Origin of the sequence: Paraburkholderia sp. CNPSo 3281 (assembly GCF_024206515.1) — a bacterium.
GTDB classification, from domain to species: Bacteria; Pseudomonadota; Gammaproteobacteria; order Burkholderiales; family Burkholderiaceae; genus Paraburkholderia; species Paraburkholderia nodosa.
In genome coordinates, this window is record NZ_JAMBPS010000017.1 from 1 (window position 1) to 17,627 (window position 17,627).

Sequence of the window (17,627 nt, forward strand, 5' to 3'; positions counted from 1 at the left end):
CACCGCAACGTGCGGTTGCATTACACCCCAACCTATACCTCTTGGCTGAATCAGGTGGAAAACTGGTTCTCGCGCATCCAGCGCGATGTAATTGCGCGAGGCATCTTCACCACGGTGAAGGATTTGGACCGCAAGCTGATGCGCTACATCCGCGAGCACAACAAGAATCCCAAGCCGATTAAATGGAAATACGATGATCCATCACGACGAATTCGGCCAGTGCCATTTCAATGACGCAGTCGACTAGCTATGGCGGAAATGGCTCGTATGGGCCGACGCCCGTGAGCGGAACATCGGAGCCCGTATATTGCATCGCAGGTTTCCTCCCCGTAAATCCGAAGCCGAGAGATTCACCGTTGCGGTAGCAGTAACGGTGGCACCTTGATTGGCGCGCAGGCAAGTTCTACGCGACGTATCGGGCGCGCCTTGGCTGGCGGGGCGCTTCAGCAGGACGCGTCCACGGACTCGCAGGCTTAATGCAGCCCTAACTAATCGCGCACACGAAATTCTGTGAATGAATTTCCCAGGCAGAAAATGCGAGTAGCGGAATGGGCAGCCTGCTTTGAGTGTGGCGCGTAGCGGTGCACATGTCATCAGGCTCGTCGCTGCTCTCAGAACCGCTGCCGCTTGACGGCTGCGTTCTCAGGTTCCGGCGGGCTATGGTGGTGCCAAGGTGTTCGAGGACCACGCCGCGGTCGGTGTGCTCGATGCACGCTACGACTTGAAGCACGTCCTCGCCGCAGCGCGCGCCGTCGCGCTGCGAATGCAAATTCCGAGTTGTGACCAAGGCTCATCAGTTCGCGCGAATCCATGCCGATGCAGTGTGGGCTTTGCCAGGTCATTCACTGGCAGGAAGTAGCAAGGAAAAACCGAGATTCGCGTCTGGCAGACTGGCGCAGCGTTCATGCAGCGTACGGAGGAGTGGTGCAGGGTGCGCTGGTTTGCCACCCAGGCCAGTTCGCCGCGCTGAAGTGTGCGTGCCAGCGCCTGACAGTCATGTCAGCCAGTTGCGGTGCTTTTTTGGAAAGCGCGCAGAAATGCAGTGACGGCGTCGTTTGCCCATCGGTCCCGTTGGGCTGCGGAGGCGGGGGAATCGGGGTGCGTCAGGCATTGCATCTGGGCTTCACCACGCACCATATTCACGAAGAGCGAGGCTGCAGTATCGCGTCCCATGCCACCGAGGTCCACTTCCCCTCTTGACTCGGCAGTTTCCAGCGCCTTCGCGACGGCGTTGTTCATGGCACCCGGTCCAGCTAGATAGAAACGTCTTCCAAGTTCGGGAAACCGAGGTGCTTCCGAGATAATCGCACGATACAGTGCCAGTCCATCGCGCGACAGCAAAAGCTCCAGGTACGCCTGCGCTATCGCGCTCAGGATTTTCGCGAGGCCCTTCCCAGGGAATGTGTGCTTGCAGATCGTCTTGTGAAACAGCGCACATTCGGCTTCGACGACCGATACGAATAATGCTTCCTTATTCGGGTAGTGCGAATAAACCGTCGATTTCGATACCCCTGCGGCTTGCTGGATCATGTCGGTCGTCGCCGCGCTAAAACCATTGGCCAGGAACACGGCTCTTGCTCCAGCAAGAACAATGCGTGCCTTTTCGGACTGAGTTTCTGCCCGATCGGGCGAGAGGGACTTGGAAGATGTGGTTGTCTTCGAACGCCCCGAGGAGATCGCCATGTGTTTGACCGCACCTGAAGTAAAACGGGACGATACCACAGGAACAGTCCGGGCCGAACTAGCCGGTATGTGACGAGTTTGAGTTCAAGCACCTGAAAATATGGGATGAAGCGGCGGGCCCTTGACGGTACCGAACCGCTCGGTTTAGTATCGGCTCCATCTTGTTCCTGATCCAGCGCTGCCCGGGCTATTGATCGGTCCGTAGCGTTGCGGAGCAGGTCGGTGCGATCGTGCCTGCGGTGCTGGACCGGTGTCTGGTGAGCTTTGCTTCATTGGAATTCGCGACCCGTGACCGGCTCCTGCGCAAGTTGCTAGATGAGTGAGTCATCTTTTTTTATCAAATATCTGACTTGTCAGATAAATGGCGGACTCGACGATAGTCGCCCGTCAACTTTCCGAAAGGACGCAACATGAACCCGCCGAAACCCGTTGGTACTCCGGCCCCATTGGTTGGCATGCAGTTCTTGCTGGGTACGTTCGCCGTGGCGCTTGCCACCTTCATGAACGTGCTCGACTCGTCGATCGCCAACGTCGCGATCCCGACTCTCTCTGGCGACCTCGGCGTCTCGGTCGACGAAGGCACGTGGGTCATCACGGTGTTCTCCGCGGCCAACGCGGTGGCGATTCCTCTGACCGGGTGGCTGACGCAGCGGGTTGGGCAGGTGAAGTTGTTTGTCGCGGCGATCCTGCTGTTCGTGGCGTCCTCGGCGGCCTGCGGCCTCGCGCCCAACCTGCCGGTGCTGCTGGCGGCCCGGATCGTGCAAGGCGCGGTGGCCGGTCCGTTGATCCCACTGTCGCAGGCGCTGCTGCTCGCTTCGTTTCCGAGGGAGAAAAGCGCCAGCGCGCTGTCACTGTGGTCGATGACCGCAACGGTCGGGCCGATTGCCGGCCCGGCGCTAGGCGGCTGGATCACGGACAACTACAGCTGGTCGTGGATTTTCTACATCAACGTACCGGTGGGCCTGTTTGCCGCCGCAGTAGTCTGGACGCTCTATCGCAACCGCGAAACGCCGACGCGCAAGCTTCCGATCGACAAGGTGGGGTTGCTTTCGCTCATCGTCTGGGTGGGCGCGCTGCAGATCATGCTCGACAAGGGCAAGGACCTCGCCTGGTTTGAATCTCCGACCATCTGGATACTCACGATCGTCGCGGTGCTCGGCTTTCTGTTCTTCCTGGTGTGGGAGCTGACGGAGGCCAAGCCGATCATCGATCTGCGTCTCTTTGCGCAACGCAACTTCCTGGGTGGCACGGTGGCGATTTCGGTCGCGTACGCCGTCTTCTTCGCGAACCTCGTGATCCTGCCCACCTGGATTCAGGAGTACCTGGGTTACCGGGCTGTGGATGCGGGTATCGTGACGGCACCGCTTGGTATCTTCGCTGTGCTGCTCGCCCCGGTGATGGGCAAGATCATGCCGAAGTCGGACCCGCGGGTGCTGGCCACGCTGGCCTTTCTTGGCTTTGCCGGCGTGTTCGTCATGCGTTCGTGGTACGTGACGGGCGTGGACGTCTACTGGCTGGTGCTGCCGACGCTGCTGCAGGGCATCCCGATGGCGCTGTTCTTCACGCCGCTCACCGCGATCATCCTGTCGGGTTTGCCTCACGAGAAGATACCCGCGGCCGCGGGCCTCTCGAACTTCGTGCGGGTTTTCGCGGGTGCGGTAGGTACGTCGCTCCTCAGTAACACCTGGAACGACCGCACGATCCTGCATCATTCGCAGCTTGCCGAGCAGACGGGCGCGACGAACCCGGGCTACCTGCAGGCCCTCTCCGGCATCGAGACGGCATTGCACGCGAGCCTGTTCAAGGCCCAGACGTTCTTTGAAACACAACTGGGTGCGCAGGCGGCGATGCTAGGCCTGAACGACGTTTTCTGGCTGTCGGCGCTGATCTTTATCGTCATCATTCCGCTCATCTGGGTCACGAAGCCCAGCAAGGACGGAGCCGCGAGCGCAGCAGGCGCGGGCGGGCACTAGGAACGTCACGGGGAACTCGCCATGCATCACCACACTAGCGCATCCTTCTCTGCCGTGCAAAACATCGGGTACCAACTGGCCAGGGCAGGCAACCTGGTCACTGCCGAAATGGACTTGGCCCTGAAGGACCTTCGTATCACCAGCCGGCAGCTGGGCATCCTCCTCGCAATGCAGCACCGCTCGGCCGCCACGCCGGTTGAGCTCGCGAAGATGCTGTCGATCGACGCGGGCCTGATGACGCGGATGCTCGACAAGCTGGAAGCGAACGACTTGCTCAAGCGTTCGCGCAGCACGTGCGATCGCCGTAGGGTCAACCATCGTGCTGATGGAGAGGGGGCACGAAGTCGCGGCCGCAGTTCCTGAGTATGCGCCCAAGACGCTGAATGGGCGCCTGAAGCGATTCACGAACGCGGAGTTCGAAGAGCTGGGCCGCCTCCTGCAGAAGTTCCTTGGAGAGTGAGCGCTATCGCGTGTCATCCATTTTTTTTAGTCATAAATCTGATAGGTCAGAAAATGAAGGTGCAGATTAAAAGGCGCGACAGCAGCCTCCTCGCGATGAAAGGGGGGCTCTCGGTGACGCTGGCGGTGCTTTCAGCCTGCGTGAATTATGCGGGCATCCACAGTGACAAGCATATGGCGCAGCCGCAACAGCTCGAGACGACCCAAAGCCTGCCCGCCGAGCAAGGTCACTGGCCGGCTGCCGACTGGGTCGACCAGTTCGGCGACGCACAGCTCAAGGCGCTGATTGCCGAAGCGCTGCAAGGCAGCCCGACGATCGAGGAGGCACGCGCACGCGTTGCCGAAGCGCAGGCTTATAGCCAGACCGCGAAGGCGGCCACGCTGCCGCGCGTCGACGCGGACTACTCACTGACCCGCCAGGAGTTCAGCGGCACCACGGTAGTCCCGCCTCCGTATCGGGGAGGCTGGGCGACAGAAAACAAGGGCCTGCTGAGCGCTTCGTATGATCTCGACCTGTGGGGCAAGAACCGCGAGGCGCTCAAGGCGGCCGTGTCGCAGGAGCAGGCGAGTTTGGCTGACGAGGAGCTCGTCAAGCTCACGCTGGACACCGCGATTGCACGCACCTATAACGACTTGGCTCGCCTCTACGCATTGCGCGATATAGCGCAACAGGAAGTGGGGCGCCGCAAGCTGATCGACCGTATCACGGCAAACCGTATCGCGACAGGCCTCGACACCGAAGTGGAGCGCAAGACCGCGCAAGCGAATCTCACTGCGAGCCAGGGCAATCTCGCCGCCCTCGACGGCAGCATCCTGACAACGCGCTATCAATTGGCCGCGCTGTTGGGCAAGGGCCCGGACCGGGGGCTGGCGATCGCGCGGCCGGCGCTCGGCGTTGGCGACGAAGTGCGTCTTCCGGACAACCTGCCCGCCGATCTGGTGAGCCGGCGCCCGGACATTGTCGCGGCACGCTGGCGTGTCGACGCGATTACGCACGAAGTGAAGGAAGCGAAAGCCGAGTTCTATCCGGACATCAACCTGAGCGCGGCGATTGGGCTCGACGCGTTCGGTTTCGGCCAGTTCCTGAATGCCGCTAGCCGCACCATGTCGGCGGGACCGGCAATCCACCTGCCAATCTTCGACGCGGGTGAGTTGCGTGCGAAATTGAGGGGCCGCTACGCCGAGTTCGACTATGCGGTGGCAGCCTATAACCAGACGCTCGTGCACGCGCTTTTCGATGTGGCCACCCAGCTTGCGCAGATCCGCTCGAGCGATGTGCAGCTCGTCGATGCCGTGGCTACGCAGCAGTCCGCCAAGGGCGCCGATGATCTGGCGATCACGCAGTACAAGGCCGGCCTCACCAACCAGCTCACCGTGCTCAACGCCGATGTCACGGCCCTGAGCGCCGAACAGTCTGTCGCCAACCTGCAGATGAGCCGCCGCGACCAGCAGATCGCGCTCGCCTCGGCACTCGGCGGTGGCTACGTCGACACGTCTTCCGATGCTACACGCAGCGCGGATGCCTCTGTGCACGCAAACCCTGTCGTTGCCGCGCATTGAAGCGTCGTATTCATAAGATTATCCGGAGAACTGAAATGAGTGAAAGCAACATCGCCGAGCGCACGGACGCTCGCCAGAGCCAGCCGAACAGCGATGGTTCAAACGCTACCCCAGCAGGTGCCGAACAGAACGCTACGCAGCCCGCCTCTTCGGGCAAGCGCAAGTTATGGCTCGCGCTGCTGGGCATCGGCACGGTCGTCGCGGGTGCGGCATATGGTTCGTATTACTTCACCGTTGGGCAATATCACGAGTCCACCGACGACGCCTATGTCAACGGTAACCTCGTCCTGCTCACACCGCAGGTGACCGGCACGGTCAACGCCGTCAACACGGACGACACGCAGATCGTCAAAGTGGGCGAGCCGGTCGTGACGCTGGATCCGGCCGATTCGAGGATCACGCTGCTGAAGGCCGAGGCAGCATTGGGGCAGGCCGTGCGCAAGGTGAGCACGCTCTACGTCAACAACGACTATTACGCGGCCAACATCGCGCAGCGCGAATCGGACCTCGTGCGAGCGAAGCAGGATTTGCAGCGCCGGATCGCAGTCGCGAATACCGGGGCGGTGTCGGCGGAAGATGTCTCGCACGCTCAAGACACGGTGAATGCGACGCAGGCCGCGCTCGACGCGGCTCGCCAGCAGGCAATGTCGAACCTTGCCTTGACCGACCGCACGTCGATCGAACAGCACCCGGACGTGCAGGCCGCAGCCACGAAGGTTCGCGACGCATACCTCAACTATGCGCGCAACGTGTTGCCCGCGCCGGTGACAGGGTACGTCGCACAGCGCTCCGTGCAGGTGGGCCAGCGTGTCGCTCCGGGTACGCCGCTGCTGTCGATCGTGCCGCTCGACGGCGTCTGGGTCGACGCGAACTTCAAGGAAGTGCAGCTACGCCGGATGCGCATCGGCCAGCCGGTCACGATGACGGCAGACGTCTACGGTTCTAGCGTGGTGTACCACGGACGCGTGATCGGCTTCTCGGCGGGCTCGGGCAGCGCGTTCGCGACCTTGCCCGCGCAGAACGCGACCGGCAACTGGATCAAGATCGTGCAGCGGCTCCCTGTGCGCATCCAGCTCGACCCGAAGGAGCTCGAGGCGCATCCGCTGCGTATCGGGCTCTCAATGGACGTCGACGTGGAGACGCGCAACGACGACGGAACGCAGCTTGGCGCGGCGGTGAAAACGACCTATCACACCGACGTGTTCGCCCAGTACGGCGCACAGGCCGACGCTGAGATCGCGAGGATCGTCGAGCAGAACGAAGTGGTGGCGCAGATCAAGGCGGTGCAGCCGGCTGCGAAGAACGTAGCGATGAGGATCACGCCGGCCACGCTGGCGGCCCGCTGATCAACGGGGCATTAGAGCTCGGTTGAAGTTTGATTCGGAGGATCCGACAGTGGACAGGTTGCAAACAATGCGAATATTCACCCAAGTTGCAGAAGAGGGTAGCTTTACCGGCGCTGCGAGACGCATGGACACATCAACTCCCATCGTTTCGCGCGCAGTCGGACGCCTGGAAGCCTATCTGGGTATCCGCCTGATCAATCGCAGCACCCGAAGCTTCTCGCTGACCGAATCGGGGGAACGTTATTTACAGCGTTGCCAGCGAATTCTCGCCGAACTCGAGCAGGCGGAGGCTGAAGCGGCGGACGCACAGGTTCACCCGTCCGGCCGCTTACGCGTTCATGCGATGCCGGCCTTCGGGCAGACTTATCTGGTGCCGGCCGTCATGAGCTATCAGCAGCGCTATCCGTCCGTCTCGATCGATCTGACGCTGTCCGGGCATGCACCCAATATCGTCGACGAAGGTTACGACGTCGCCATCCAGATGAGTACCGCCTTGTTACCGGACTCGGCGCTCGTGTCGCAACGCCTGGGCACGCTGTACAGCGTGCTGTGCGCGTCGCCGGCCTATCTGCGCAAGCACGGCACGCCAGGCCGCGCTGCCACACTGGCGCACCATGCTCGCCTGCAACTGGTCACGTCTCTCTTCCCGCGAGATCGCTGGGAGCTGGACGGACCGGATGGCCGGGAAACAGTCGAGCTTCCGCCAACGGCCTTTCAGGTTAACACTCCGGATGCGCTCGTCACAGCACTGCGCGAGTGCAGGGGGATTGGCGCTCTGCCGATGCCATCGGCCGTACCCGCCCTGGAAAGCGGTGCGCTCGTACGGGTGTTGCCGCGCTATCAACTCCAGACGCTCAACGCCTATGTCGTGTATCCCTCGCGGCAATACCTCAGCGCCAAGGTCGGGACATTCGTCGAGTTCCTGCGGGAGGTGGTGCCGAAGGCGTTGGCTGCCGACCACACGGCCTTAAGTTGAAGTACCGGTTGAACTACGGGAATCGTATGCGCTTTCGAAGCCCGCCAGGACGTCGCGCACGTTGGTGCGGAGATGCATCGCATTCGCTAGCGGCAATTCGACCTACCCGCACTCCGCTTGAGGACATCACTGCTGCCTCTGTCTGGAGTGCTGTCCTTTTCGATTGGTAACGTATGTATATTTATAAGAGGCATCGCAGACTCGCCATCTATTTGCACCAGATCCAAGTGATGTTGGCATCTTGCTGCGGAGCGTGAATTGATACGCTTGGCGTAATGAACTGATTCGTTCTCGAGTATTGCGTACACCGGTGCTACTCGCTACTTTGTGGGAAAGCACATAAAGCGTCTGCGTGGCACGCAACAGGCTTGCTTTTCGTAATGTCACCCCCTGATTCTCGCAGAGTTTCCGACGCAAGCGAACTTCGTTATGTATCCGCAAACGTGCGTTAATGCGCTGATTGACGCGGCGTATTGATTGCCCACGGAGAAAATACCAGTGAAAGTCTCTAATTTGCTTCGATGTATCGCTGCCGGTACAGTCCTCGTCTCAAATGTGATCTACGCACACGAGATCGGTGCCAGCCTCGATTGTCATCTTGGTCCGCACGAATTCATCGAACAGCTGGTAGAAGCAAAGGAAATCGATCCGCGGGCGATGAAAGTGTCGGACGACTCGGTCAACGCGTATCGGCTGAAACCAAACCAGAACTTGACTGCACTCGGATTCAAAGTCCGAGCTGTCTTTGGCTTCTCGCCGAACGATGGCCTGTTCAGCCGGAAGAGCGGCGGAGGCGAAGCGTCCCACCAGGTCTATGGGGTTGTCGTAATGGCAGGGGAAGAGGCGGTTAGTGAACGCATTCGCGAAATGGGAAGCCCGGCGACAGTGAAGGAAGTCATGCCGCTCGTCATGTCGGCCGTCGTTTGTGAGAATTAGTTCACCTTCGGTCGCCCGATGCTACGCCAGCCACTTAACAACCTTCCACTCCTTCGTTCGACCTGCATTCACTCGAAGGTACCGCCGCTGGGTTCAGTCGACTGCGCCGGGTTTCGGTAACGTTCTCGCGACTACGATCATGCTTGGAACCTGCGCCATCACGCGTTTTGCAGCGGTCGGCCATTTCAACTCTTACGCCGCTGCGTCGAGAGCAAGCGCATCTCCAACGGCAGGAAGAAGGGAGAAGGCAACGCAAAGAATGGCAACAAGTATCTTTCGTGGGCCTTCATCGAAGCCGCGGCGGTGGCGCTGCGCTGTTGCCCTTGGCCAGACGCTTTTATGAGCGCAAGAAGGCCAAGCGGCTCCCGGTGGTCTCAATGAAGGCCTTGGCACACAAGCTTGCGCGCGCCGCTTTTTACATGATGCGAGACCACAAGCCATTGGAGATTCAGCGATGCTTCGGTTAGGTTTGGCGAGGGTCACGAGCCCAGTAAATGTGCTGATACACAACCAGTGAATTGATTGGGCCGCGACCCCGGCCATCCCGCTTCTTGACCTAATCATCGTTGCCCGAAGTCTCCACGCTTGCCTGGCAGCCCGAGCCATCGAGGTTGCCTCCTTATGCGTCTGGCTTCCCTCACCACGCTGACCCGCAACGGTTTAGCCGACGGTCGAGATCTGCTTCTTTCCCCGATGGAAAAGTGTCCGTGAGGTCTCTTCCATAGAGCGAACAGTTTCGTCGGTGTACTGTGATCCAACAAAATTCGTGGGGCACCAAGTAATACCCGGGGTAACGGGCCGGCGATGCAGCCGATTTAACGGGACCCAAGGCGGTTGAGCTAGTCAATAGTCACGGTTGGGCCAATGCGCGAGCCTGCTGCCATCGCTTGTTCGTTGCGATGAGGTGGCCAAGGCAGCCGCGCTTCTCGAAATTGAGAATCAGCGTTTCATCTCCGGCCGCTACCTTCCGGTGAAAGGAGGCCTTGCATGAAGTGAATGCAACGAACACAAGCAGCGCTCATGTGTACGAGAGCGATTATTTCGCAATTATACGATTTATCTAACCGAGGAGGTATTTAGTAGTGGAGACAATTGGATTGAGTCATATGGGACGGGGCATCCACGGCGGACTGATCGCCGATGAAGCCGTTCACGAGGAATGCCGCGACATCAAAAATTATCAGTGCAGTGCTGATATGGAGGTTAACTCATGGCTGTCGCATTGATTACGGGAGCCAGCCGGGGCATCGGTGCTGTGATTGCATCGACCTTGGCTGAACACGGGTACAGGGTGGTCGTCAACCATCGCAACAGTGCACCGCAGGCTGAAGACGTGGTTCGGACCATCACCGCGTCGGGTGGCGAAGCTGTGGCGATCAAAGCCGACGTCACCGCGCCTGAGGACGTCGCCGCTATGGTCGAGGAAGTCAATCAGCGGTGGGGCGGGATCGATGTACTCGTGCACAACGCGTTGACGCCGTATGCCGTCACCTCGTTCGCCAAGCTGAGCTGGGAGCAACTCGGCGGCAAGCTGGATTCAGAGCTCCATGCCGCCTTCCTGACCACGAAGGCCGTCGTGCCGGGCATGATTGCTCGTGGCCGCGGGCGGCTGATCTACCTGAGCGCCTTGTTGTCGCGTCGTCCGCGTGACGGAATGATCACGCTGGGCACCGCCAAGGCGGCCATGGACCAGTTCGTCCGATACGTCGCTTTGGAGCTCGCGCAGCACGGGATTACAGCCAACATCGTCGCACCGACTACCGTGGAGGGCGCCACTTCGACGGAGCTGGTTTCGCCCGAACGGTTGCGCGCGATTGCCGCGGCCATACCGATGCAACGGCTCGCCCGGCCGAACGAGGTAGCCAATACGGTGGCGTTCCTGGCAAGCGACGGCTCGGGCTTCACCACCGGCCACTACCTTCCTGTGAGCGGGGGCATGGGGATGGAGTGAGCTCGCCGAGCACGCGATTCGCCAAAAGACGGCGAGCGGAGCGATCTCGCCAAAGCACTCGATGAATCTGATAGAGGAGTTATTGCCAATGCTCTCGATCGACCTGACTTATGTGGGAAGTGGTATTCACGAAGAACTGATCGCACATGTAGCCGATCAGGAGGGATATTTCGAAGACGAAGGTGTCCACGTTGCACTGCGCGATGGAGCTGTCTGGCCGGGCGAACGCGTGCGCGCCGGCGCGACCATCGGTCTGGGCCGTGCTCTATTATCGCGACTCACTGATGGCATCCCATGGACGGTGCTCACCGCCAACACCCATCGTCCCCTGTTCTGGTTCGTGGGGCGTGGCGAGGTGAAGTCCATGGATGATCTGCGAGGGCGCCGGCTCGCGGTCCACGCGGCTCACACCGCCCCCGGGTGTTTTGCGCGAATCGTCCTGCGCAAGCACGGTCTGGATCCCGATCGCGATGTGCAGTGCGTGGAGCGAATCCCGGCTGACTACCAGATGGACCTGCGACGCCTTCGTGAAGGGTCGATCGACGCGGCCTACGTGGGCAGCACGCTGGCGCCCGAGCAGGTCGCCGCCGAGGAGGGCTTTTCGGTGCTTTCCTGGGTGGGCGACCACCTGCGAATTCCCACAGTTGGAATCGCTGTGGATACTTCTCGCATCCCGCTCGACGATCCCGCCCTCCAGGCGCTGGTGCGGGCCAACAAACGGGCCCTCCAGACGATTGCCGAGCAACCGCGTCTGGCTGTCAAACACATCGCGTCGCTCCTTAATCGATTGACCATCGAGGAAGCGCAGCAGCACTACGAACGTTACGTTCGGCCCTGGTTCACCGCCGACGGCCGGGTGGACCCCCACGCCGTTCATGAAGGGGTTGCTGCTGTCGCCACCGAAATCGGCCTTTCCGCGGCAGCCGCTGACCAGATGTATCGGCCAGCGATGTGATCGAACCACGCCGTCAAGCAGGAAGACGAAGACGACTTGGCCCGCAGTGAAACGGTGCATGTCTCTCCTCGTACAGGTGATCGGACGCCGGCGCTCACGAATGAATAAGGTCTTGATGCGACCGGTATCCGAAAACTGTCGATGACCAAAGCTGAAGTAAATCTGAGCACATCCACGCCTTAAAGTCGAAAACGAATCGAACGCCGTTTTCACTGTCGATCAGACGTGGTGCCTGGGGATCCTCAACGCACCACGGTTCACGCCTGACACTCAATCTGCTGTTTTTGAAGTCTCTGCTCCTATGCGCCCGTCCAGCCGGATGCGTAGATTCCGTCATATTAATTAGCAATGCGATGCAAAATGAAGGAGGCAAAGTCAATGGAGATTAGTGGCTTGAAGCTTGCGGCGTCGGCCATTTTGCTGTTCTATGGTTCCGCTGCCTGCGCACAGTCGAGTGTCACCCTATATGGCTTGGTGGACGCAGGAGTCGCGTATTCCAGCAAGACGGCGAATTCAACTGGAAGCAACGCTGGAAAGACGTTCGCGATGGTTGATAGCGGCGTGGGCCCATCATTTTTTGGCATGGTGGGGAAGGAGAACCTCGGTTCAGGAATGCAAGCGGAGTTCACGCTCGCGAGTGGGATCAGCCTGGCCAACGGCGGGTTCAAGAACTCCAACGGCAATTTCTTCGGGCAACAGGCCTGGGTGGGGCTCCGCGGCCTCTTCGGCGAGTTTAAGGGTGGGGTACAGTTTTCACCGTTTTACCTTGCGTTGTATGAATCGGATCCGCGTCAGTTTTCTGAGTTTGGCAGCGGCCTTGTGCAGTACTGCAGCAATGTATTCGTTACGGGTGCGTTCAATTCCAATGCTGTGTCGTATACAAGCCCAGAACTGGCGGGCTTTCAGAGTAGCGTTATGCTTGCCCTGGGCGGTGAGGCAGGCGATTTTTCTGCAGGGCGTCAGTGGTCCGCAAGCCTGAAGTATCAGAACGGCACGGCTCTGATCAATGCGGCGATCTATGACGGTAATAGTGGCGGAACGGTCCAGACTCCGTATCCGAGTACCATCGAATTCGAGGGGCGAACTGTGGGCGTTGCCTATACGTTCGGGTCATTGACCGTGAAGGGTGCGTTTGTCAATTTCAAGGTCGCGGGCTCGCATAACAACAACATCTACGGCGGAGGCTTCAAATATCAGGTGACGCCTTTCGTTGATGTGAATTCGGGCGTGTGGTACACCAGCGATCGCGACAACAGCGCCAATCACTCGCTGATGGCGGCAGCGGGAACGGACTACTTTCTATCCAGGCGAACAATGCTGTACTTTCAGATCGGAATGGTTTCGAACCACGGTGACATGAAGACCGGTCTTGCCGTATCTAGCCTCAGCTTCCTGAGCGGCGCACCCGGTACCACCGTTGGGGGAAATCTTGGGATAAGGCATACATTCTAGGACCGTAGCCAGGGTGCGGAACGCATTTTCCTCATGACTTGCGAGCATCGCAGCCGATTAGACGCTTGCCCGGGGCTTCAATCGGCCGAGCGTTCGACGGACGCCATGTGGTTCAAGATTCCGGGCCGCAACGCATAGCTTGCCGTAAGCTACGTCGAAGCCTGCCGGAAAGGCGCGACGGTGTCGACAAATTGCATGGTGACATGTGTGCCAGGCTCAAAATCAGCATGCCGAATTAAACCGCGGTGATAGCCCTCATCTCCCCGTATTTTCACATGTGCCGGATGCTTGACGCCGTGCCGGCTACGCAGATGAACCGAATACCGCCCATCGCGGGGTACGCACATACCGGGCGGCAAGAGCAATTCGCCGCGGGACCCCACTTTGCATTCCAGTTCGTGATACCTGCCGAGCAGTCGCGCCGAGCTTCGCACGTCACCATCGAGGACGAGACGGCGAATAACCGTCGACGAGGCTGGTTCAGCACCAAGGTCATCGAATGCGGCACGCAATGGTACAGGATACACACTGAAATTCGCGGCCTTTCCAAGCCGCGACAGATAGTCGATCGTCCCCGTGCGTGCCTTCCCACACACGAAGTTCGCGCCTACCACCAGTGCACGGATCCCCAGGCGGTCGATGAGCGTCTGCGACACAAAATCGTCTGCTGACTGTTCGCGTCGATGCTGATCGAAGGGCATCACACACACGTGATCGACGCACCCCGTCGCCGCGAGGAGTTCAAGGCGACGCTCGACGCACACGAGCATGGGGGGGGCCTTGTCCGGTTGAAGCACTCGTCGTGGATGCGGGTCGAACGTCACGACGACCGCGGGCACCCCGAGGTGTTCCGCCGTTTCGCGCAGCATCTCCAGCACGCGCCGATGACCGCGATGCACGCCGTCGAAGACGCCAATCGAAACCACACATCCCTGTTTCAACGAAATCATGATCGCGCTCCATGCCGAGTGTGTGAGCGGATCATAGAAGGCTATCAAGGCGAGGGCCATCCACCGGATAGAACAGTCTCATTGACGCACAGGCACAGTTCGTCAGATGTCGACCTTGCAAAAAGCTGCTTCATGACATCGCGAATCCACTGATTTCCGGGATCGCGATGTACGCGGTCATGCCAGTACTGAGAAATCTCAATATTCGGAAAATCAAGCGGAGGCTCGACGAGTTGCAGGCCGCAGCCTCGGGCCAGACCGAGCGCAAGCGCGCGTGGAATCGTCGCAATGGCGTCCGTGCGCCGTGCGATCAACGCAGCGGACGAGAACGTCGGCACGCGGCACGCGATGTTCTCGGGTGGCACATACGCCTCAAGCAGGCGTTCGACGGACAGACGCTCATGCCCCGTGCCGGCAGCCGACACGACCGCATGCTTCTCGGCGATGAACGTCTCGAGTGTCGGCGTGGCTCCGACACGCGGGTGGTCACTGCGAGTTACGCAAGCAAAGCTCTCCGTCCACAGGGGAAAACGCCGGATGCCTGTCACTAGTGAAGGGAACGAGCCGATCGCGATATCGATCAAGCCCGACTCCAGCCATAGATCCAGATGCTGCGCGTCGCAGTGGATGGCCTGCACACGCACGCGCGGCGCGTGCTCGCCGAGATAGTTGAGCAGCGGCGGAAGCATGTTCACGACGCCGGCATCGACCACATTGATCGTGAACATTCGGTCTGAGGTCGCCGGATTGAACGCAGCATGTGACGAGCGCAGTTGCCGGAAGTGGTCAAGAAGCGATTTGACGGGTTCCGCGAGCTCAAGCGCTTTTGGCGTCGGCTCCATGCGCATCGACACGCGAATGAAAAGCGGGTCACCGAAATACACCCGCAACTGCGCGAGTGTCTTGCTCAGTGCGGACGGTGTGACGTTCAGCACATACGCGGCTTTCGTAATGCTGTGCTCGGTCATCAGCACATCGAAAACCCGAAGGTGATTGAAGTCGAGATCCCCTTCGTTCCGTTGCGGAAAAGTGTCCATGAGGCCGTTTCCATAGAGATAGCGGTTTAGTCGAGGTACTGTAGCTCAAACAAAACGTGCGAACACTGGGCAATACCCCGGGGCACGAGATGCAGCCGGTTTGACCGTCCCTCGCACACATCCGAATTTCCGAGGCCGCAGAAAAGGAGACATACGATGAATCAAGCGCCACATCAGCCGACGGTTGCAGGCGCACCTGTGCATTACGAACATTCCGACGAATCGTCTTTTATCGATGCAACGGAGTTCCGTGAAGCGCTTGCCCATGCCGCGACGGCCGTCACCGTGATCGCCACGGACGGACCTGCGGGCAAAGCGGGTGTGACCTGTTCCGCTGTCTGCTCCGTTAGCGACGCGCCGCCCACGATTCTTTTCTGTGTGAACCGGCGAAGCGCCGCAAACAGCGTCATCAAGTCGAACGGTCTTCTGTCGGTGAACTGGCTAAGCGCCCATCAAGCGGGCATTTCTCAGCTCTTTGCCGGCATTGGCCATGTGCCGATGCTGGAGCGCTTCAGCGATGCGCGCTGGCAAGAGTCCGCACATGGCATTCCGTATCGCACCGATGCCCTCGTAGCACTCGATTGCCGTATTGCCTCGGCAACGGAAATCGGCACGCACAGTGTCTTTATCGCACGTGTGCTGAATGCACGGCGTACAAGCGGGGTCGAGCCGCTTGTCTATTGCAGGCGTGCATATGCAACGACGCGTCCCACGCAATCCTGATCACCCTGAAATTGACCACCAACGGAGTAACCTATGATCCGCACAGGAAAGCAGTATCTCGAGTCGCTGAACGATGGACGCAACGTCTGGGTCGGTAACGAGAAAATCGACAATATCGCGACTCACCCCAAAACGCGCGGCTACGCAAAAGTTCACGCCGATTTCTACGATCTCCACCATCGCGAAGACCTTCGGGACGTGCTCACCTTCGTGGATGAGAACGGCGAGCGCCGTTCGATGCAATGGTTCGCGCACCGCAACAAGGACGAGTTGCGCCGCAAGCGCAAGTATCATGAGACGATCATGCGGGAACTGGCGGGCGCATCTTTCCCGCGCACGCCCGACGTCAACAACTATGTGCTGATGACTTACGCAGACGACCCGACGCCGTGGGAGACGCAGGCCATCGGCGCGGAAGGGAAAAACCTCGCGAAGAACATCATAGAATTCGTGCAACACGCGAAGGACAACGACCTGAATTGCGCACCACAATTCGTCGATCCGCAAATGGATCGATCAGGCCCCGAAGCGCAGGCGAAGTCGCCCGGACTGCGCATCGTGAAGAAAGATGAGCGCGGCATTACTGTCACCGGCGTCAAGGCGATCGGCACGGGTGTCCCGTTTGCGGACTGGATTCATATCGGCGTCTTCTTCCGTCCGGGTATTCCGGGCGAACAGATCATCTTTGCCGCCACGCCCGTGAATACGAAAGGCGTGACTATCGTTTGCCGCGAGAGCACCGTAAGGGACGATGAGACGGAGCATCCGCTCGCCGCGCAAGGCGACGAACTCGACGGCGTGACCGTGTTTGACAACGTCTTCATTCCGTGGAGCCATGTGTTCCACATCGGCAACCCGGAGCATGCCAAGCTTTATCCGCAACGCGTCTTCGACTGGCTCCATTATGCCGCGCTGATTCGCCAGGTGGTACGTGCCGAGCTGATGGCGGGCCTCGCGGTGCTGATCACCGAGCACATCGGCACGAACAAGATTCCGCAGGTGCAGACGCGCGTTGCGAAGCTGATCGGCTTCCATCAGGCGACGCTCGCCCATATGATCGCTGCCGAAGAACTCGGTTTTCATACACCGGGTGGGCACTATAAGCCGAATATTCTGATTTACGACTTCGGGCGCGCGTATTACCTCGAACACTTCTCGTCGATGATCTACGAACTCGTGGATCTGTGCGGGCGCAGCGCGCTGATTTTCCCAACCGAAGCGCAGTGGAAGGACTCGAAGCTTGGCCCGTGGCTCGAGCGCATGAACAGCGGCCCGACGGGCAAGCCGTATGACCGCATAAAGATCGGACGCGTCGTGCGCGATCTGTTCCTCTCAGAATGGGGCGGCCGCCTTTTCATGTTCGAGAACTTCAATGGCACGCCACTGCAGACAATTCGCTCGCTGACGATGCAGCGTGCGGAGTTCGCCGCTTCTGGCCCGTACGGCATGCTGGCATCAAAGGTGTGTGGCATCGAACAAGGCGGCAACGAACTGGCGACGGAGTATGCCAGCTCCGCAGACTACGCGAAGGCTCAGGATAGCGCGCGCCGCCAGGAGCAACTCGCAATGCGCAGTGTAGTGACGGTCTAACGAAGGACGGCGTGCGGCCCGTTGTGCGTCGCACGC

The 17,627-nt window shown here is 59.8% G+C and carries 15 protein-coding genes; 12 read left to right on the forward strand and 3 right to left on the reverse strand.

The genetic code is table 11. The annotated features are described in order from the left end of the window. Nucleotides 1-234 (forward strand): transposase (locus tag M3I56_RS18345; protein WP_254355189.1); only part of this gene is annotated, 234 nt, incomplete at its 5' end. A 765-nt stretch (nucleotides 235-999) separates the two neighbouring features. Here the strand turns inward: M3I56_RS18345 and M3I56_RS18350 are convergent. Beyond that, entirely contained in the window at nucleotides 1,000-1,683 is a 684-nt protein-coding gene (locus tag M3I56_RS18350) for a TetR/AcrR family transcriptional regulator (protein ID WP_254355190.1), read from the reverse strand. A 410-nt stretch (nucleotides 1,684-2,093) separates the two neighbouring features. Between M3I56_RS18350 and M3I56_RS18355 the strand changes: the two genes are divergently transcribed. From M3I56_RS18355 to M3I56_RS18395, 9 genes are all read left to right on the forward strand, one after another. Continuing rightward, nucleotides 2,094-3,656, forward strand: coding sequence for a DHA2 family efflux MFS transporter permease subunit (locus M3I56_RS18355; RefSeq protein ID WP_375541745.1), 1,563 nt, complete (start codon nucleotides 2,094-2,096; stop codon nucleotides 3,654-3,656). Between the two features lie 21 nt (nucleotides 3,657-3,677). Then, nucleotides 3,678-4,019, forward strand: a complete 342-nt coding sequence (locus M3I56_RS18360; RefSeq protein WP_309249166.1) for a MarR family transcriptional regulator — start codon at nucleotides 3,678-3,680, stop codon at nucleotides 4,017-4,019. A 150-nt stretch (nucleotides 4,020-4,169) separates the two neighbouring features. Then, a complete protein-coding gene (locus M3I56_RS18365; RefSeq protein WP_254355191.1) occupies nucleotides 4,170-5,675 on the forward strand; it encodes an efflux transporter outer membrane subunit in 1,506 nt (501 codons plus the stop codon). A gap of 35 nt (nucleotides 5,676-5,710) precedes the next feature. Continuing rightward, nucleotides 5,711-7,021 (forward strand): HlyD family efflux transporter periplasmic adaptor subunit, encoded by a 1,311-nt coding sequence (locus tag M3I56_RS18370; protein WP_254355192.1) that lies wholly within the window; start codon nucleotides 5,711-5,713, stop codon nucleotides 7,019-7,021. Between the two features lie 49 nt (nucleotides 7,022-7,070). Continuing rightward, nucleotides 7,071-7,997, forward strand: a complete 927-nt coding sequence (locus M3I56_RS18375) for a LysR family transcriptional regulator (protein WP_254355193.1) — start codon at nucleotides 7,071-7,073, stop codon at nucleotides 7,995-7,997. Between the two features lie 498 nt (nucleotides 7,998-8,495). Next, nucleotides 8,496-8,933, forward strand: coding sequence for a hypothetical protein (locus M3I56_RS18380; protein ID WP_254355194.1), 438 nt, complete (start codon nucleotides 8,496-8,498; stop codon nucleotides 8,931-8,933). A gap of 1,210 nt (nucleotides 8,934-10,143) precedes the next feature. Continuing rightward, nucleotides 10,144-10,884 (forward strand): SDR family NAD(P)-dependent oxidoreductase, encoded by a 741-nt coding sequence (locus tag M3I56_RS18385; protein WP_254355195.1) that lies wholly within the window; start codon nucleotides 10,144-10,146, stop codon nucleotides 10,882-10,884. Between the two features lie 88 nt (nucleotides 10,885-10,972). Continuing rightward, a complete protein-coding gene (locus M3I56_RS18390) occupies nucleotides 10,973-11,839 on the forward strand; it encodes an ABC transporter substrate-binding protein (RefSeq protein WP_254355196.1) in 867 nt (288 codons plus the stop codon). A 378-nt stretch (nucleotides 11,840-12,217) separates the two neighbouring features. Next, nucleotides 12,218-13,291 carry a porin gene (locus M3I56_RS18395; protein ID WP_254355197.1) on the forward strand — a complete coding sequence of 358 codons (1,074 nt, stop codon included), beginning with the start codon at nucleotides 12,218-12,220 and terminating at the stop codon, nucleotides 13,289-13,291. A gap of 149 nt (nucleotides 13,292-13,440) precedes the next feature. Here the strand turns inward: M3I56_RS18395 and M3I56_RS18400 are convergent, their stop codons facing one another. Next, complete coding sequence (locus M3I56_RS18400) at nucleotides 13,441-14,241, reverse strand: adenylyltransferase/cytidyltransferase family protein (RefSeq protein ID WP_254355198.1); 801 nt, start codon at nucleotides 14,239-14,241, stop codon at nucleotides 13,441-13,443. 44 nt (nucleotides 14,242-14,285) lie between these two features. Further along, nucleotides 14,286-15,278 carry a LysR family transcriptional regulator gene (locus M3I56_RS18405; protein WP_254355199.1) on the reverse strand — a complete coding sequence of 331 codons (993 nt, stop codon included), beginning with the start codon at nucleotides 15,276-15,278 and terminating at the stop codon, nucleotides 14,286-14,288. Between the two features lie 156 nt (nucleotides 15,279-15,434). On the opposite strand from M3I56_RS18405, the gene M3I56_RS18410 reads away from it, so the two are divergent. Both M3I56_RS18410 and M3I56_RS18415 read left to right on the forward strand, forming a co-directional pair. Further along, nucleotides 15,435-16,001 (forward strand): flavin reductase, encoded by a 567-nt coding sequence (locus M3I56_RS18410; RefSeq protein ID WP_254355200.1) that lies wholly within the window; start codon nucleotides 15,435-15,437, stop codon nucleotides 15,999-16,001. Between the two features lie 33 nt (nucleotides 16,002-16,034). Further along, a complete protein-coding gene (locus M3I56_RS18415; protein ID WP_254355201.1) occupies nucleotides 16,035-17,591 on the forward strand; it encodes a 4-hydroxyphenylacetate 3-hydroxylase family protein in 1,557 nt (518 codons plus the stop codon). Nucleotides 17,592-17,627: the final 36 nt, after the last annotated feature.

Excerpts from the sequence above, each read along its gene's own strand:
- M3I56_RS18350 (WP_254355190.1), bottom strand. The coding sequence starts at position 1,683 with ATGGCGATCTCCTCGGGGCGTTCGAAGACAACCACATCTTCCAAGTCC.
- M3I56_RS18355 (WP_375541745.1), top strand. The coding sequence starts at position 2,094 with ATGAACCCGCCGAAACCCGTTGGTACTCCGGCCCCATTGGTTGGCATG.
- M3I56_RS18360 (WP_309249166.1), top strand. The coding sequence starts at position 3,678 with ATGCATCACCACACTAGCGCATCCTTCTCTGCCGTGCAAAACATCGGG.
- M3I56_RS18365 (WP_254355191.1), top strand. The coding sequence starts at position 4,170 with ATGAAGGTGCAGATTAAAAGGCGCGACAGCAGCCTCCTCGCGATGAAA.
- M3I56_RS18370 (WP_254355192.1), top strand. The coding sequence starts at position 5,711 with ATGAGTGAAAGCAACATCGCCGAGCGCACGGACGCTCGCCAGAGCCAG.
- M3I56_RS18385 (WP_254355195.1), top strand. The coding sequence starts at position 10,144 with ATGGCTGTCGCATTGATTACGGGAGCCAGCCGGGGCATCGGTGCTGTG.
- M3I56_RS18390 (WP_254355196.1), top strand. The coding sequence starts at position 10,973 with ATGCTCTCGATCGACCTGACTTATGTGGGAAGTGGTATTCACGAAGAA.
- M3I56_RS18395 (WP_254355197.1), top strand. The coding sequence starts at position 12,218 with ATGGAGATTAGTGGCTTGAAGCTTGCGGCGTCGGCCATTTTGCTGTTC.
- M3I56_RS18400 (WP_254355198.1), bottom strand. The coding sequence starts at position 14,241 with ATGATTTCGTTGAAACAGGGATGTGTGGTTTCGATTGGCGTCTTCGAC.
- M3I56_RS18405 (WP_254355199.1), bottom strand. The coding sequence starts at position 15,278 with ATGGACACTTTTCCGCAACGGAACGAAGGGGATCTCGACTTCAATCAC.
- M3I56_RS18410 (WP_254355200.1), top strand. The coding sequence starts at position 15,435 with ATGAATCAAGCGCCACATCAGCCGACGGTTGCAGGCGCACCTGTGCAT.
- M3I56_RS18415 (WP_254355201.1), top strand. The coding sequence starts at position 16,035 with ATGATCCGCACAGGAAAGCAGTATCTCGAGTCGCTGAACGATGGACGC.